At 72.4% G+C, this 15,497-nt stretch carries 13 protein-coding genes; 7 read left to right on the forward strand and 6 right to left on the reverse strand.

Features of this window, described 5'->3' with window-relative positions; genetic code table 11:
- The first annotated feature begins 15 nt into the window (after positions 1-15).
- The 6 genes from ACTXG6_RS23205 (at position 16) to ACTXG6_RS23230 (ending at position 4,618) form a co-directional block, all read left to right on the forward strand.
- Complete coding sequence (locus tag ACTXG6_RS23205) at positions 16-1,311, forward strand: O-acetylhomoserine aminocarboxypropyltransferase/cysteine synthase family protein (RefSeq protein WP_445181461.1); 1,296 nt, start codon at positions 16-18, stop codon at positions 1,309-1,311.
- Positions 1,308-1,790, forward strand: a complete 483-nt coding sequence (locus ACTXG6_RS23210) for a CoA-binding protein (RefSeq protein WP_445181462.1) — start codon at positions 1,308-1,310, stop codon at positions 1,788-1,790. The genes ACTXG6_RS23205 and ACTXG6_RS23210 overlap by 4 nt, the downstream gene beginning before the upstream one ends.
- On the forward strand, positions 1,787-2,929 hold the full coding sequence (gene metX / locus ACTXG6_RS23215) for a homoserine O-acetyltransferase MetX (RefSeq protein WP_445181463.1): 1,143 nt from the start codon (positions 1,787-1,789) through the stop codon (positions 2,927-2,929). Before ACTXG6_RS23210 ends, metX begins: the two co-directional genes overlap by 4 nt.
- Positions 2,930-3,034: 105 nt before the next feature.
- Positions 3,035-3,487 (forward strand): hypothetical protein, encoded by a 453-nt coding sequence (locus tag ACTXG6_RS23220; protein WP_445181464.1) that lies wholly within the window; start codon positions 3,035-3,037, stop codon positions 3,485-3,487.
- Between the two features lie 35 nt (positions 3,488-3,522).
- Positions 3,523-3,747: a hypothetical protein gene (locus ACTXG6_RS23225; RefSeq protein WP_445181465.1), complete on the forward strand. Its 225-nt coding sequence runs from the start codon at positions 3,523-3,525 to the stop codon at positions 3,745-3,747.
- 307 nt (positions 3,748-4,054) lie between these two features.
- The gene (locus ACTXG6_RS23230; protein WP_445181466.1) at positions 4,055-4,618 is read left to right on the forward strand and encodes a DUF6529 family protein; all 564 of its coding nucleotides are present in this window, start codon (positions 4,055-4,057) and stop codon (positions 4,616-4,618) included.
- A 26-nt stretch (positions 4,619-4,644) separates the two neighbouring features.
- Here ACTXG6_RS23230 and ACTXG6_RS23235 read toward each other — a convergent pair whose 3' ends face one another.
- The 5 genes from ACTXG6_RS23235 to treZ form a co-directional block, all read right to left on the reverse strand.
- On the reverse strand, positions 4,645-6,057 hold the full coding sequence (locus tag ACTXG6_RS23235) for a DUF2252 domain-containing protein (RefSeq protein WP_445181467.1): 1,413 nt from the start codon (positions 6,055-6,057) through the stop codon (positions 4,645-4,647).
- Positions 6,058-6,143: 86 nt separating this feature from the next.
- Positions 6,144-7,127 (reverse strand): methylmalonyl Co-A mutase-associated GTPase MeaB, encoded by a 984-nt coding sequence (gene meaB, locus ACTXG6_RS23240; RefSeq protein ID WP_445181468.1) that lies wholly within the window; start codon positions 7,125-7,127, stop codon positions 6,144-6,146.
- Between the two features lie 5 nt (positions 7,128-7,132).
- Entirely contained in the window at positions 7,133-9,370 is a 2,238-nt protein-coding gene (scpA, locus tag ACTXG6_RS23245) for a methylmalonyl-CoA mutase (protein WP_445181469.1), read from the reverse strand.
- A 73-nt stretch (positions 9,371-9,443) separates the two neighbouring features.
- Positions 9,444-11,345, reverse strand: coding sequence for a methylmalonyl-CoA mutase family protein (locus ACTXG6_RS23250; protein WP_445181470.1), 1,902 nt, complete (start codon positions 11,343-11,345; stop codon positions 9,444-9,446).
- Positions 11,346-11,506: 161 nt separating this feature from the next.
- Positions 11,507-13,240, reverse strand: coding sequence for a malto-oligosyltrehalose trehalohydrolase (gene treZ / locus ACTXG6_RS23255; RefSeq protein WP_445181471.1), 1,734 nt, complete (start codon positions 13,238-13,240; stop codon positions 11,507-11,509).
- A 166-nt stretch (positions 13,241-13,406) separates the two neighbouring features.
- Between treZ and ACTXG6_RS23260 the strand changes: the two genes are divergently transcribed.
- The gene (locus ACTXG6_RS23260) at positions 13,407-14,420 is read left to right on the forward strand and encodes a LacI family DNA-binding transcriptional regulator (RefSeq protein ID WP_445181472.1); all 1,014 of its coding nucleotides are present in this window, start codon (positions 13,407-13,409) and stop codon (positions 14,418-14,420) included.
- A gap of 62 nt (positions 14,421-14,482) precedes the next feature.
- Here the strand turns inward: ACTXG6_RS23260 and ACTXG6_RS23265 are convergent, their stop codons facing one another.
- Positions 14,483-15,493, reverse strand: a complete 1,011-nt coding sequence (locus ACTXG6_RS23265; RefSeq protein ID WP_445181473.1) for a substrate-binding domain-containing protein — start codon at positions 15,491-15,493, stop codon at positions 14,483-14,485.
- Positions 15,494-15,497: the final 4 nt, after the last annotated feature.

The raw sequence follows: 15,497 nt of genomic DNA on the forward strand, positions 1-15,497 counted from the left end.
GCGCGAGGAGAGTTGATGGCCGACCGCCAGTGGGGGTTCCGCACCCGGGCGGTGCACGCCGGAGCGGCACCGGACCCGACGACCGGGGCCCGAGCGGTGCCGATCTACCAGTCGACCAGCTTCGTGTTCGAAGACACCCAGGACGCGGCCAGCCTGTTCGCGCTGCAGAAGTACGGCACCATCTACAGCCGGATCGCCAACCCGACGGTGGCGGCGTTGGAGGAGCGGCTGGCCAGCCTGGACGGCGGGCTCGGCGCGGTGGCCACCGCCAGTGGGCAGGCCGCCGAGTTCCTCACCTTCGCCTGCCTCGCCGGCGCCGGCGACGAGATCGTGGCCGCGGCGGGACTGTACGGCGGCACCGTCACGCAGCTCGACGTCACGCTGCGCCGGTTCGGGGTGAACACGGTGTTCGTCGGCGGTGGCGACCCCGCCGACTTCGCCGCCGCGATCACCGACCGCACCAAGCTGGTGTTCGCCGAGGTCATCGCGAACCCGTCCGGTGAGATCGCGGACATCGCCGGGCTGGCCGAGGTGGCGCACGCGGCCGGGGTGCCGCTGGTCATCGATGCCACCCTCGCCACCCCGTACCTGTGCCGGCCGATCGAGCACGGCGCCGACATCGTGATCCACTCCGCGACCAAGTTCCTCGGCGGGCACGGCACCACGCTGGGCGGCGTGGTCATCGAGTCCGGGCGCTTCGACTGGGGCAACGGGCGCTTCCCGCAGATGACCGAGCCGATCCCGTCCTACGGCGGGCTGAGCTGGTGGGGCAACTTCCAGGAGTTCGGCTTCCTGACCAGGCTGCGCTCCGAGCAGCTGCGTGACATCGGCCCGGCGTTGTCCCCGCACAGTGCGTTCCTGCTGATCCAGGGCGTGGAGACGTTGCCGCAGCGGATGGAGGCGCACGTCGAGAACGCCCGCACGGTGGCCGAGTGGCTGGCCGCCGACTCCCGGGTGTCCTACGTGCGGTGGGCCGGCCTGCCGGACCACCCGCACCACGACCTGGCCGCGAAGTACCTGCCGAAGGGCCCCGGCGCGGTGTTCGCCTTCGGGGTGCGCGGGGGCCGGGCGGCCGGCCAGACGTTCATCGAGTCGGTCGAGCTGTGCAGCCACCTTGCCAACGTGGGCGACGCCCGCACGCTGGTCATCCACCCCGGCTCGACGACGCACCAGCAGCTCTCCGACGAGCAGCTGCGGGCCGGCGGGGTGCCGCCCGACATGGTCCGGATCAGCGTCGGGCTCGAGGATCCGGACGACATCCTGTGGGACCTGGACCAGGCGCTCGCGGCCGCGACCAAGGAGGCCGGATGAGTACCGAGTGGGTCAACCCCCCACCCAGCGCCCGGCTCGCGCTGCTGCGCCGGACCCACACGGTCGCCATGGTGGGCGCGTCGCCCAACCCGGCCAGGGCGAGCAACTTCGTGGCCACCTACCTGTTGGCGAGCACGAAGTTCGACGTCTACTTCGTCAACCCGAACGCCACCGAGATCCTGGGGCACCCGGTCTACAAGACGCTGACGGAGCTGCCGGTGGTACCGGACATGGTGGACACCTTCCGCCGCCTCGAGGATCTGCCAGCTGTGCTCGACGAGGTGCTCGCGGTCGGCGCGAAGTCGTGGTGGCTGCAGTTCGGCCTGTGGGCGCCCGAGCTGGCGCGCCGCGCCGAGGCGGCCGGGCTGACCGTGGTGATGGACCGCTGCCTGAAGATCGAGCACGCCCGGTTCCACGGCGGGCTGCACCTGGCCGGCTTCGACACCGGGGTGATCAGCTCGCGGCGGGCGGCCCGGTGAGCACCGCGGCGGGCCGTACGGTCAACGGGGTGGCGCAGCGGGCGACCGGCGCCTGGCTGGAGGGTGACCCGGCCGGCGAGCGCCGGTTCGTCGACCTGCCCGGTGTGACGCTGGAACTGGGCGGCACCCTGCCCGGCGTCCGCCTGGCGTACCAGACCTGGGGGAAGCTGTCCCCGGCCAGGGACAACGCGGTGTTGGTGCTGCACGCACTGACCGGGGACAGCCACGCCGTCGGCCCGGCCGGCCCGGGCCATCCCACCCCCGGCTGGTGGGAGGGCGTGATCGGCCCCGGCCTCGGGCTGGACACCGACCGCTGGTTCGTGGTGTGCCCGAACTCCCTCGGCGGCTGCCAGGGCAGTACCGGGCCGGCCTCGCTCGCGCCGGACGGGCGGCCGTGGGGCAGCAGGTGGCCGGACACCACCATCCGGGACCAGGTGACGGTCGAGCTGGCCTTCGCCGACGCCCTCGGGGTGTCGGCCTGGGCCGCCGTGGTCGGCGGCTCGATGGGCGGCCAGCGCGCCCTGGAGTGGGCGATCGAGGCGCCGGACCGGGTCAGGCGGATGATCGTGCTGGCGGCGAACGTGGAGGCCAGCGCGGACCAGATCGCGATCTGCACGATCCAGCTCGACGCGATCCGGGCCGACCCGCACTGGCTGGGCGGGGACTACTACGACGACCCGGTCGGCCCGCACGTCGGCATGGGCATCGCGCGCCGGATCGCGCATCTCACCTACCGCACCGCCACCGACCTGGACGCGCGCTTCGGCCGGCGCTGGCAGGGCGACCTCGACCCGCTGCGCGGCGGCCGGTACGCGGTGCAGTCCTACCTGCGGCACGCCGAGGACGGGCTGCGGAACCGGTTCGACGCGAACAGCTACCTGGCGCTGACCTCGGCGATGAACAGCCACGAGATCGGCCGGGGGCGCGGCGGCAACCGGGCCGCGCTGGCCCGGCTGCGGGCCACGCCGACGATCGCCGGGGTCGACTCGGACCGGCTGTACCCGTTCCGGCAGCAGGTCGAGCTGGCCGAGATGCTCGGTGTCGAGCCGATACTGATCCACTCCGACCGGGGCCACGACGGCTTCCTGGTCGAAGCCGAACAGGTGAGCGCGATCCTGGCGGGCGCACTGCGGGACTGACCGGGTCCACGCGCGGCCGGGGCCCGCCGGCTGCGCAATTTTGGTGGTGTCCTTCTCTCAGCCGGCCCGGTACCTTGCGTCTCCTAGCTCGCGAGGAGATGCGCCATGAGAGCACGCGGCCCCATCCTCACCCTCCTTGCCGTGGTGGTGCTCGCCGGGATCCTGCTGGCCATCAACCTGACCAAGTCGCCCGCCGGGGACCCCACCGCCCAACCCGCCGCCCAGCCCGCTGCGGCTCCCGCCGTGCCCGGGCCAGCTCCGGCCGCGCCTGCCCCCGGGGCAGCCCCGCCGGCCGCACCCGGGGCAGCCCCGCCGGCCGCACCTGGGGCAGCTCCGCCGGCCGCACCCGGGGCAGCTCCGCCGGCCGCCACCGAGTCGTTCCCCGGGCAGGCGAAGTACACCGGCTACACCGACGGCAACCACGCCGCGCTCGCGGTGACCGTCCGGAACAACAAGGTCTCGGCGTACCTGTGCGACGGCAAGGCCATCGAGGGCTGGTACAGGGCAGCAGCAGCGGCGGCACACTCGGCGCCAAGGGGCGCGGGACCAACGAGCTGACCGGGTCACTGAGCGGCGGGAAACTGTCCGGCACCGTGTCCGCCGCCGGCAAGTCCTGGACCTACACCGCCGCTCCGGCCGCGGCACCGGCCGGGCTCTACCGGTCCAAGACCGCGTCCGGCACCACCGGTTGGGTCAAGGACTCCACCGGCCAGGTCACCGGTTTGACCAACAAGGGTGGCGTGTCCGCACCGGCGCCGCCGCTCGATCCCGCGACCGCCCAGTCGGTCGAGGGTGGCGACCAGGTCGTCGGGCAGTAACGCGCACGGGCCAGGGCAACCGAGGAGTCCCGATGACGAACCCGCACCCACCACGCGAGCCCCACCCGGAGGACCAGGGCTACCCGGAACAGGGGTACCCGGAGCAGCAGGGGTACGCCGAGCAGGGGTACCCGGAGCAGGGGTACCCGGAGGAGCACGGGTATGCCGAGCAGGGGTATCCGGAGGAGCAGAGGTACCCGGACCAGGGGTATACGCCGAGCACGGGTACCCGGAGCAGGGGTACGCCGAGCAGGGGTACCCGGAACAGGGGTATGCCGAGCAGGGGTATGCCGAGCAGCGGGGCCCGGTGCGCCATGCGGCCGCGCCCACCGCGGCGGCCGCGCCGGACCCGAGGGCTGCCGGCATCCTGGTGCCGCTGCTGGTCGGCTGCCTCGTCGCCGTGCTGCTCGGCGTCTACGGCAGCCTGCACGAACCGACCGGCTTCTCCATCAACATCATCGGGTTCAGCACCGGCGCCTACGCCAAGGCCTGGCTGGCCACCCTGGCCGCGCTGCTGGGCGTGGTCCAGGTGCTCTCCGCCCGGATCATGTACAGCCGCCATGGGGCACCGGCCTGGATATCGACGTTGCATCGCTGGTCGGGCCGCGTCGCCGTGCTGCTCACCGTGCCGGTCGTCGTGCACTGTCTGTTCGCGCTCGGCTTCGGTACCTACAGCACCCGGGTGCTCGTGCACTCGCTGCTGGGCTGCGTGTTCTACGGCGCGTTCGTCGCCAAGATGCTCTCGCTGACCCGGCGCGGGCTGCCGAACTGGGCGCTCCCGGTCTTCGGTGGCCTCGTGTTCACCGCGCTGATCGTGGTCTGGCTGACCTCGGCGGTGTGGCTGTTCGGCGCGAAGGGCCTGCACACCTGAGCTGGGCACACCCGTCGGACCACCCGCTACTCGGAGGGCAGCCGGCCGTTCGCCACGGCCTTGACCATCGCCTCGTGGTCCGCCTCGGTCTGGTCGGCGTAGGCCTGGGCGAACCGGCAGAGCGCCTCGTCCAGCGCTTCCGACTTGCCCACGTAGCCGGCGATCATCGACGCGCCGCTGGTGCGGGAATGGCCCTTGGCCAGCAGGTGCCCGACCACGCCGGCGTAGTCGTCCAGCGCCGCGGAGTCGATCGAGTCCAGCGCGACGGTGCCCTTCATGTTCCGGAACTGGCGCACGTAGTACTGCCGGCCGCCGGCCGTCATCCAGCCCAGCAGCGGGTCGCTGACCGTCTGCAGCGCCTGCTGGTACTCCACCACCCGCTGTCCCTGGTGCTTGTGCCAGGCCGAGTCGCCGTGCACGAAGCGGGCCAGCACGGACCGGCGGGCCTGCTTGAGCTGCAGGAACACCACGTCGTCCGAGCTGCTGCCCTCCAACAGGGCGACGTAGGCGCGCAGCCCGACGCTGCCCACGCCGACCACCTTGTGCGCGATGTCGACCAGCGTGTAACCGCCGAGGACCCGACGCCAGTGCGGTGCCAGCGTGTTCAGGTACTCGTCGAGGCCCACGGCGAGCTCCTCGGCCTCGGCGTCGGGTACCCGGGTGATCAGTGGCGGCTCCTCGACGATCCGCCGGCTGCCGTCCTTCGTCTCCTCGGTGAACCGGGGCAGCGCGCGGTCACTGGTGCGCTTGCGAGCCCGCGCGGCGGCCCGCTCGATCTCGGTGCGCAGCCGCTTGTCGCTGGCGTCGGCGGCGAGGCGGTCCACGTCCATCCGCTCGTAGGACCGGGACATCAGCGGCTGGTCGGCGAGGTAGCGGACCTCCTGGCGGTAGGCCGCCGCGCATGCCGCGACCGCCTGCTCGCAGTCCGCCTCGCTGGCCCCGTTGTGCCGGCCGGCCACCCAGATGCTGGCCACCAGCCGGCGCACGTCCCACTCCCAGCCACCCGGGTGCGCCTCGTCGAAGTCGTTCAGGTCGATCACCAGGTCGCGTTCCGGTGAGGCGTAGAAACCGAAGTTGCCCAGGTGGGCGTCGCCGCAGACCACCGGGGTGATCCCGGTGCTCGGCAGGTGCGCGACGTCCTCGGCCATCACCACGGCCGAACCGCGCAGGAAACCGTACGGCGAGGCGATCATCCGGGACACCCGCACCGGGATCAGCCAGTCCAACCGGCCCTCGTGCGACTCGTTGATCAGCTCCACCGGGTCCGGCCGGCCGACGGCGGGCGGGCGCCACTCACCGAGCGACGAGCGGGGCACCCGCCCGCGCAGCTCGCGGCCCATCCGGTACCGCTCCGCGCGGGACTCCGGGCGGCGGCGCAGCGACGCGTACGCCGTGCCGTCCGCGCCTGCCATGACCACGTGCCTGTGCGGTTCGTTCATCTGCCACCCACCGAGGGAAGTGCCGAATGCGGACCGGCGTGCATAGGGAACATCCGACCGCCCGGGGCGATCCTACGTCCCGGCGGTCAGTTACCCAGCCCGAAGGCCTCCAAGATCCGGTCCGCGCCGAGCGCCGGGGTGAGCTTGCCGTCCAGCACCGCCCGCTCCAGCTCCGGCGCCAGCGACCGGACCTCGGGGTGGTCGCGCAGCCGCGCCCGGAGCCGGTCCGTCACCATGGTCCACATCCAGCGGACCTGCTGGCGCCGCCGCCGCTCGGTGAGCTCGCCGGAGGAGTCCAGCCGGTCCTGGTGGTCCACGACCTTGCCCCACACCTCGTCGACCCTGGCACCGGTGGCCGCACTGCAGGTCAGTACCGGTACCTCCCAGCCGTTGTCCGGCCCGCGCAGCATCCGCAGCGCGCTGGCCAGCTCGCGGGCGGCCCGGACGGCGTCCTTCTCGCCGGGGCCGTCGGCCTTGTTCACCGCGATCACGTCGGCCAGCTCGAGGATGCCGCGCTTGATGCCCTGCAGCGCGTCGCCGGTACGGGCCAGGGTGAGGAACAGGAACGTGTCCACCATGTCGGCCACCGCGTACTCGGACTGCCCGACGCCGACCGTCTCCACGATCACCACGTCGTAGCCGGCGGCCTCCATCACGACCATGGTCTCCCTGGTCGCGGTGGCCACGCCGCCGAGCGTGCCGGCGGTCGGGGAGGGCCGGATGAACGCGTTGTCGTCGGCGGCGAGGCGGGACATCCGGGTCTTGTCGCCCAGGATGCTGCCGCCGCTGCGTGAGGAGGACGGATCCACCGCGAGCACCGCGACCCGGTGCCCGTCGCCGGTGAGCTGGGTGCCCAGCGCGTCGATGAACGTCGACTTGCCGACCCCGGGCACCCCGGTGATACCCACCCGGCGAGCCTTGCCGGTGTCCGGCAGCAGCTCGACCAGCAGCCGCTGGGCCAGCTCGCGGTGATCGGGGCGGCGGGACTCCACCAGGGTGATCGCGCGCGCGATCCACCGGCGCGAGCCTTGCCGCACGCCGTCCAGGTAGGCCTCGATCTCGTCAGCCACGGTGGTCAGGAGGTGGCGGCGTGCGCCCGCTCGCGCAGCGTGTCGAGTAGCTCGGTCGCGGCCTCAGCGATCACCGTGCCGGGCGGGAAGATCGCGGCAGCGCCGGCCTCGCGCAGCGCGTCGAAGTCGCCCGGCGGGATCACCCCGCCGACCACGACGAGGACGTCCGAGGCGTCCAGCGCGGCCAGCTCGTCGCGCAGCGCGGGAACCAGCGTCAGGTGCCCGGCGGCGAGCGAGGACACCCCGACGACGTGTACGTCGGCCTCCACCGCCTGGCGGGCCACCTCGGCCGGGGTCTGGAACAGCGGGCCCACGTCCACGTCGAAGCCCAGGTCGGCGAACGCGGTGGCGATCACCTTCTGGCCCCGGTCGTGGCCGTCCTGGCCCATCTTGGCCACCAGGATCCGGGGTCGCCGGCCGGTCTCGCGCTCGAACTCCTCGGCGGCGGCCCGGCAGTCCTCGATGGCACTCACCTGTCCGGCCTCCTCCCGGTAGACCCCGGACAGTGTCCGCATGGACGCGGTGTGCCGCCCGTACACCTTCTCCAGCGCGTCGGAGATCTCTCCGACGGTGGCCTTCGCCCGGGCCGCGTCCACCGCCAGGGCCAGCAGGTTCTGCTCCAGGCCGGTGGACTGCTCGCCGCGTTTGCCGGCCTCGGCGGCCGAGGTGAGCGCCGCGAGCGCGGCCTCACACTCACCGGTGTCGCGCTCCTCGCGGAGCTTGCGCAGCCGGGCCACCTGCTGGGCCAGCACGTCGGCGTTGTCGATCTTGAGAACGTCGATCGCCTCGTCGGCGTCCACCCGGTAGGTGTTGATCCCGATCACCGGCTGGCGGCCGGAGTCGATCCGGGCCTGGGTGCGGGCGGCCGCCTCTTCGATGCGCAGTTTCGGGATGCCCTCGTCGATCGCCTTGGCCATCCCACCGGCCGCCTCGACCTCCTCGATGTGCTCCCAGGCGCGCCGGGCGAGGTCGTAGGTGAGTCGCTCGATGTAGTAGCTGCCGCCCCAGGGGTCGATCACCCGGGTGGTGCCGGACTCCTGCTGCAGCAGCAGCTGGGTGTTCCGGGCGATCCGCGCGGAGAAGTCGGTGGGCAGCGCCAGCGCCTCGTCCAGCGCGTTGGTGTGCAGTGACTGGGTGTGGCCCTGGGTGGCGGCCATCGCCTCGATACAGGTGCGCACCACGTTGTTGTAGACGTCCTGGGCGGTCAGTGACCAGCCGGAGGTCTGGCAGTGGGTGCGCAGCGACAGCGACTTGGCGTTCTTCGGGTCGAACTGCTTGACCAGCCTGGCCCAGAGCAGCCGGCCGGCCCGCAGCTTGGCGACCTCCATGAAGAAGTTCATCCCGATCGCCCAGAAGAACGACAGCCGTGGCGCGAAGGCGTCGATGTCCAGCCCCGCGCCCACCCCGGCCCGCAGGTACTCCACGCCGTCGGCCAGCGTGTACGCCAGTTCCAGGTCGGCGGTCGCCCCGGCCTCCTGGATGTGGTAGCCCGAGATCGAGATCGAGTTGAACTTGGGCATCTTCTGGGAGGTGTAGGTGAAGATGTCCGAGATGATCCGCATCGACGGCTGCGGCGGGTAGATGTAGGTGTTGCGGACCATGAACTCTTTGAGGATGTCGTTCTGGATGGTGCCGGCCAGCTTCTCCGGGGGGACGCCCTGTTCCTCGGCGGCCACGATGTACAGCGCGAGCACCGGCAACACCGCGCCGTTCATCGTCATCGAGACGCTCATCTTGTCCAGCGGGATGCCGTCGAACAGCTGGCGCATGTCGTAGATCGAGTCGATCGCCACGCCGGCCATGCCCACGTCACCGGGCACCCGGGGGTGGTCGGAGTCGTAGCCGCGGTGGGTGGGCAGGTCGAACGCGACCGAGAGGCCTTTCTGCCCGGCCGCCAGGTTGCGCCGGTAGAACGCGTTGGACTCCGAGGCGGTGGAGAACCCGGCGTACTGCCGGACGGTCCACGGCTGGGTCGCGTACATGGTCGGGTAGGGGCCGCGCAGGTACGGGGCGATACCCGGGTAGGTGCCCAGGAAGTCGAGCCCCTCGGTGTCGGCGGCGGTGTACAGCGGGGGCACCGCGATGCCCTCCGGGGTGGCCCAGCTCAGCTCGTCCGGGTCGCTGCCGGTGGCATCGCGGACCAGCTCGGCCCACTGTTTACCGGCCGCGGGGTCCCCATTGTAGGGCGGTCCCGCCGCGGTGGGCTCCTCGAACGGCAGCTCGCCGAAGTTCGGGATGGTCACGTCAACTCCTCGCTGGCGCTCGTCGCCGCCGTGCCCGGCGTCGCTGTGTCCACCGGTGACCTCGCGGGCTCGGTCACGAGTTCACCCCCAGTTCATCCAGCGCGCCGGTGAGCACCTCGATGGCGTCGCAACCGGCGTACACGTACCCATCGATCGCGTCGGTGCCGCTCACGGTGCCAGGCTTTCCGGCAAGAAGCACCTTGGCGGCGCCGGCCTCGCGCAGCGCCGTGGCCAGCTCCCCGGCCCCGTCCGCGTAGGACTGGTCGGTGCCGCACAGGCAGGCGATCTTCGTGCCGGCCGCGGTGAACGCCTCGGCGACCTCGGCGGGGCTGCCGCCACCGCTCGGCGTCTGAAGGCCGCCCGCCTGGAACAGGTTGGTGGCGAAGCCGGCGCGCGCGCTCGACGAGGCCAGCGAGCCGAGGGTGGCCAGGAACACCGCCGGGCGTCGGCCGGTCTCGGTGGTGTGCGCGTCGGCGCGGTCCCGCAGCGCTTCGAAGGCGGCCGCCCTGCGGACCCGGGGGAGCACACCGTGGCTGGCCGGGCGGTTGTCCGGGGCCCGGGTGGGCAGCTTCTCCGTCGGATTCGGGAACTCGCTGACGCCGAGGATCGGCTCCTTGCGGGTGGCCAGGCGCCGCTCGCGTTTCGACCAGGTGGCGGCCAGCGTGCCGGCCAACGAGCCGTCCCGCAGCGCGGCCAGCAGGCCGCCGGAGCGCTCGATGCCGGTGAACACCTCCCAGGCGCGGCGCGACAGCGCGGTGGTGAGCTGCTCGACGTACCAGGAGCCGCCGGCCGGGTCGATCACCCTGGCCACGTGCGACTCGGAGATCAGCAGCGACTGGGTGTTGCGGGCGATGCGCCGGGAGAACTTGTCGGGCAGCCCGAGCGCGGAGTCGAACGGCAGCACGGTCACCGAGTTCGCGCCGCCAACGCCGGCGGCGAAGCAGGCCAGGGTGCCGCGCAGCATGTTCACCCAAGGGTCCCGTGCGGTGATCATCGTCTCGGAGCTGACCGCGTGCTGCAGCTGCGCGGACTCCGGGCCGGGCGCACCGCCGTCGCCGCACTCCCGGGCCACCCGCGCCCAGAGGCCCCGTGCCGCGCGCAGCTTGGCGATGGTGGCGAACTGGTCGGCGGTGGCCGCGTAGCGGAACTCCAGCTGACTCAGCGCCTCGGCGACGGGCAGCCCGGCACCGGTCAGCGCGCGCAGATAGGCCACCCCGGCGGCGAGCGAACACCCCAGCTCCTGGGCGTCGTCCGCGCCGGCACCGTGGTAGGCGGTCGCGTCCACCGTCACCGCGCGCAGGTTCGGGTACTCCCGCCGGCACCGGGTGGCCAGCTCCGCGGCGAGCCGCAGTCCGGCGTCGACGTCGGTGTCGGCGTCCACGGCGGCGAGGCGCCCCAGCGGGTCGGCGCCGAGGGTGCCGGACAGTGCACCGGCCGGTACCTCGCGCTCGCCGGCCAGCGCGAACAGCGACCGCGCCGCCTCCTCGGTGTGCGGCCCAGCGTCCAGCGCGATCGGTGCCAGGTCGAGCAGCACCTTCTCCAGCACCACGGGCAGCGAGTCGACCGGCAGCGCACCCTCGCCGAGAACCAGCCACAGCGACGTGACGCCGTTCTCCAGGTCGCCCAGCACCGCCTCGGCGGTGGCCGCCGGGTCCGGGTCGGTGTGCCGCTGGCGCAGGTCCCAGCCGTCCGGGCTGGCCCCCATCGGGCGCGCACCCCGCACGAACGGGGCCAGGCCGGGCGCGCCGGGGGGCTCGCTGGCGTCCTCGGCGGTGTAGAGCGGGGCGATGGTGACGCCCTCGGCCAAGGCGGTGGCGAGCAGGTCTTCCACCGGCCCGGCGGCGTCCTCCGGCAAGCGGCCGGCCTTGCGCAGCACACCGGCGACGAGCTCTCGCCACTCATCCCTGGTGGCGGGCGGGAACTCGCCGGCAAGCGTCAGCATCGGATCGGACGACTGTGTCGACGGCACTGTCATGGGCAGCACTTTAAGGCAATGCGGTTAGGGGAAACCGTACTGTGGCGCGCTCAACGCCAGAGCGTGGTCAATCGAACACTGGAGGGGTACTGGGCGCCCGTCGGGGCGCGCGCGGTGGCACCCCCGAACCGCCGCTCACCGCAAAGGGGCGCCGAACGGGGTCAGAGTTCGACGACGGCGAAGGATTCGGCGGGGATGAACAGGTCGGTGTCCTTGATCGAGGGGGCCGCGCTGGCCAGCAGGATCTCGCGGCCCGGCCCGTCCAGTGCGACGGTGGCCGGCCGGGCGCCCAGGTTCACCACGACCCGCAGGTCGCCCCGGTGCAGCACCACGGTCCGCGCCGCCTCGTGCACCTCCACCCGCAGCCGGTCCAGCCACGGGTCGGTGAGCTCGGGGCGGGCCCGGCGCAGTGCGATCAGGTCGCGGTAGGTGCGCAGCAGCGTGGTGTGCGGTTCGGCGTCCGGCTCCGACCAGTCCAGCTTGGAGTCCAGGAACGTACTTTCCGCGTTCGGGTCCGGCACCTGGGCGGCGGCGTCCCAGCCGTGCTCGGCGAACTCGTTGGTACGCCCGATGCGGACCTTCTCGCGCAGCTCCGGGTCCGGGAAGTGGGAGAAGAACTGCCACGGGGTGCGGGCGCCCCACTCCTCGCCCATGAACAGCATCGGAGTGTAGGGCGAGCACAGCACCAGCGCGGCGCCGCAGGCCAGCAGCCCGGGGGACAGGGTGGCCGAGATCCGGTCGCCGGCGGCCCGGTTGCCGATCTGGTCGTGGTTCTGCAGGTAGGCGAGGAAGCGGTGCGCCGGCAGAAGATGGGTGTTCACCGGCCGGCCGTGCAGCCGGCGGCGGAACGCGGAGCGCGTGTCGCTGTGGAAGAAGGCCTGGCGCAGGGTGGTGGCCAGTCCGGGCAGCGAGCCGAAGTCGACGTAGTAGCCCTGCCGCTCGCCGGTCAGCGCGGCGTGCAGCTGGTGGTGGATGTCGTCGTCCCACTGCGCGTGCAGCCCGTAGCCGCCGCCCTCCCGCGCGGTGATCAGCTTCGGGTCGTTCAGGTCCGACTCGGCGATCAGCGTGAGCGGCCGCCGCACGTGCGCGGACAGCGCCTCGACCTCGACGGACAGGTCCTCGAGCAGGTGCACCGCCCGGGAGTCGCGCAGCGCGTGCACCGCGTCGAGGCGCAACCCGTCGACGTGGAAGTCACGCAGCCACATCAGGGCGTTCTCGATCACATAGCGGCGCACCTCGTCCGAACCCGCGCCGTCCAGGTTCAGCGAAGGGCCCCAGATGTTGCTGCCGGCGAAGTACGGGCCGAACCTGTCCAGGTAGGCCCCGGACGGTCCGAGGTGGTTGTGCACCACGTCCAGCAGCACACCGAGGCCCCGGTGGTGGCAGGAGTCCACGAACCGCTGGAACGCCTCCGGCCCGCCGTAGTTCTCCGTCGTCGCGTACCAGAGCACGCCGTCGTAGCCCCAGTTGCGCGGCCCGTCCACGGCGTTGACCGGCAGCACCTCGACCAGGTCCACGCCCAGTTGGACGAGGTGGTCCAGCCGCTCGATGGCCGCGTCGAACGTGCCGGCCTCGGTGAACGTGCCGATGTGCAGCTCGTAGATCACGCTGCCCGGTAGTGCCCGACCGGTCCAGGCGTGGTCGGTCCAGGCGAACGCCTCGGGACGGTAGATCTGGGACGGGCCGTGCACCCCGTTCGGCTGACGGCGCGAGCGGGGGTCGGGCAGCGGGGTCGGGTCGTCGTCCAGCAGGTAGGCGTAGTCGGTGCCGGGCCCTGCGGTCGGCACCTCGACCCGCCACCAACCGTCGCCGGCCGGCGTGAGGTCGTGCACCTCACCCGCCACGTCCACCCGCACCCGGGCCCGCTCGGGCGCCCACACCTCGAAGTCCGTCACGTCGGGCCATGATGCCGGGGCATCGGCGGCGCCGCGAGCGCTGGGCTCCTCCGGTGGCGTGTCCCGCCGGTCAGCGACTGGAGTAATCGTTTACCCGGGTACGGCGCTATCCTGCGCCGAGGGCGGTGCCACAGGCCGCTGGCGGGCCCGGGAAGAGGCGACCGACATGGCGACCATCACCGACGTTGCCGCGCGGGCGGGGGTGTCGGTGGCCACTGTCTCGCGCACCCTGAACGGCAAGGCGACGGTCGATCCGGGGCTGGCGGCCAGGGTGCGCGCGGCGGCGGCCGAACTGGGCTACCAGCCGAACGGCCTGGCCCGCAGCCTGCGCAAACGCCGGACCGCCGTGCTGGCGTTGATCATCTCGGATGTGGCGAACCCGTTCTTCACCTCGGTGGCGCGAGGTGTGGAGGACGTCGCGCTCACCGCCGGTTACTCGGTCGTGCTGTGCAACTCCGACGAGAACCTGGACAAGGAGCGCCGGTATCTGGACATGGCGGTCGAGGAACGGGTGGCCGGTGTGGTCCTGTCGCCGTCCGGGGAGTCGACCAACGTCGGCGCGCTGCTCGGGCGGGGCACCCCCGTGGTGGCGGTGGATCGGCCGCTGCCCGGGGTGGACCAGGTGCTGGTGAACACGCGGCTGGCCGCCGCCGAGGCCACCGCCCACCTGATCCGGTCCGGTTATCAGTACATCGGCTGCGTCACCGGCCCGGTCGGGATCCGCACCGCCGACGATCGGCTGGCGGGCTATCGAGCCGCGTTGGCCGCCGCCGGTCGCCGGGAGGACTATCGGCTGGTACGCCGCACGGAATACCGTGCCGAGGGCGCCGAGCGGGCCACCGCGGAGCTGTTGGTCGCCGGCCGGGTGGACGCCCTGTTGGTGGCCAACAGCGCGCAGGCCATCGGCGTGCTGGAGGCGCTGCGGGCCGCCGGGTCGAGGTTGGGCGCCGACGTCGGGGTGGTGGCCTTCGACGACGCGCCCTGGGCCTCGCTGATCGACCCGCCGCTCACTGTGGTCGCGCAACCTGCCTACGAGCTGGGTGCGCTGGCCGCCGAGTTGCTGCTCGACCGAATCCGCGGCGCCACCCCCGAGGTCACCGTCCGTACCCTCGAGGCCCGCCTGATCGAGCGCGGCAGCAGCTGCCGGAGCCCAGACTCCGCCGACACAGGGCGCGGCTAGCCCACACAGCGGCCTGGGCCGCTGTGTCGAGCCGGTGGAGCTGTGTGTGCGGGGAATGCGCGCTAGCTCTTGTTCAGCTCGGCATAGACCTGGTCCGCGTTGTCCTTGGTGATCAGCCGGGTGGGCAGCGTCTGCGTCCTGGGCGCCTGCTGGCAGTCGAGCAGGATCTGCTTCGCCGTGTCGATCGCTTCCCTGCCGCCGGTCGGGTACATCCAGGTGGCGGACAGCCGGCCGGCGGACACCGCCTTCATCCCGCCCGACTCGATCGGCAGGGCGTCGATGCCGGTGATCGGCAGGTCCGGCTTGCCGGCGTTCTGCGCGGCGATGCGGGCGCCCTCGGCCATCGGGTCGTTCTCCGAGTAGATCGCCTGGACGTCCGGGTGTGCCTTCAGCACCGCGTCCGCCTGCTGCTGGCCCTTGTCCCGCAGCCAGTCACCGTCCGCGGTGGCCACGACCTGGATGTTCGAGCCCTTCATACCGTCGTTGAAGCCGTCCAGGCGCTCCTTCGCCGGGGTCGAGCCGGCCAGCCCGCGCAGCACGGCGATCTTCCCGCCGTTCGGCAGCAGCGTCTTGGAGAAGTACTGGCCGGCCTGGCGGCCGATCTCCACGTTGTCCGCGCCGATGAACGAGGTGTACGCGTCGCCGTCCACCTTGCGGTCCAGCACGAGCACCGGGATGCCCTTGTCGAAGGCCCGTTTCACCGGCGCGGTGAGCGGGGTGGCCTCGTTCGGGCTGATGACCAGTAGGTCGATCCGCTGGGCGAGGAAGGTGTCCACCTGCTCGACCTGCTTGGAGTTGTCCTGGGCGGCGTCGGCGAAGTTCACCGTGAACTGGGGTACGGCGGCGGCGGCCTTGCGGATGTCGTCGTCCATCCGCTGCCGGTACGGCTCGGCCACATTGGCCTGGCTCATGCCGATGGTGTACTTGCCGTCGGCGCCACATTTGGCCGCGGTGGGCGCGCCGCTGGGCTTCGGCTGGCTGTTCTCACTGGTCGTCCCGCAGGCGGACAGGATGAGCACGGCGCAGGCCGCGAGCGCGGCCGCCCAGGTCTGGCCGGTTGACTTCGTTGTCATGGCG

The organism is Pseudonocardia sp. Cha107L01, assembly GCF_052566575.1.

Bases quoted from the DNA above. Each gene is read 5' to 3' on its own strand.
- ACTXG6_RS23205 (WP_445181461.1), top strand. From the start codon at position 16: ATGGCCGACCGCCAGTGGGGGTTCCGCACCCGGGCGGTGCACGCCGGA.
- ACTXG6_RS23210 (WP_445181462.1), top strand. From the start codon at position 1,308: ATGAGTACCGAGTGGGTCAACCCCCCACCCAGCGCCCGGCTCGCGCTG.
- ACTXG6_RS23220 (WP_445181464.1), top strand. From the start codon at position 3,035: ATGAGAGCACGCGGCCCCATCCTCACCCTCCTTGCCGTGGTGGTGCTC.
- ACTXG6_RS23235 (WP_445181467.1), bottom strand. From the start codon at position 6,057: ATGAACGAACCGCACAGGCACGTGGTCATGGCAGGCGCGGACGGCACG.
- ACTXG6_RS23250 (WP_445181470.1), bottom strand. From the start codon at position 11,345: ATGACAGTGCCGTCGACACAGTCGTCCGATCCGATGCTGACGCTTGCC.
- ACTXG6_RS23260 (WP_445181472.1), top strand. From the start codon at position 13,407: ATGGCGACCATCACCGACGTTGCCGCGCGGGCGGGGGTGTCGGTGGCC.
- ACTXG6_RS23265 (WP_445181473.1), bottom strand. From the start codon at position 15,493: ATGACAACGAAGTCAACCGGCCAGACCTGGGCGGCCGCGCTCGCGGCC.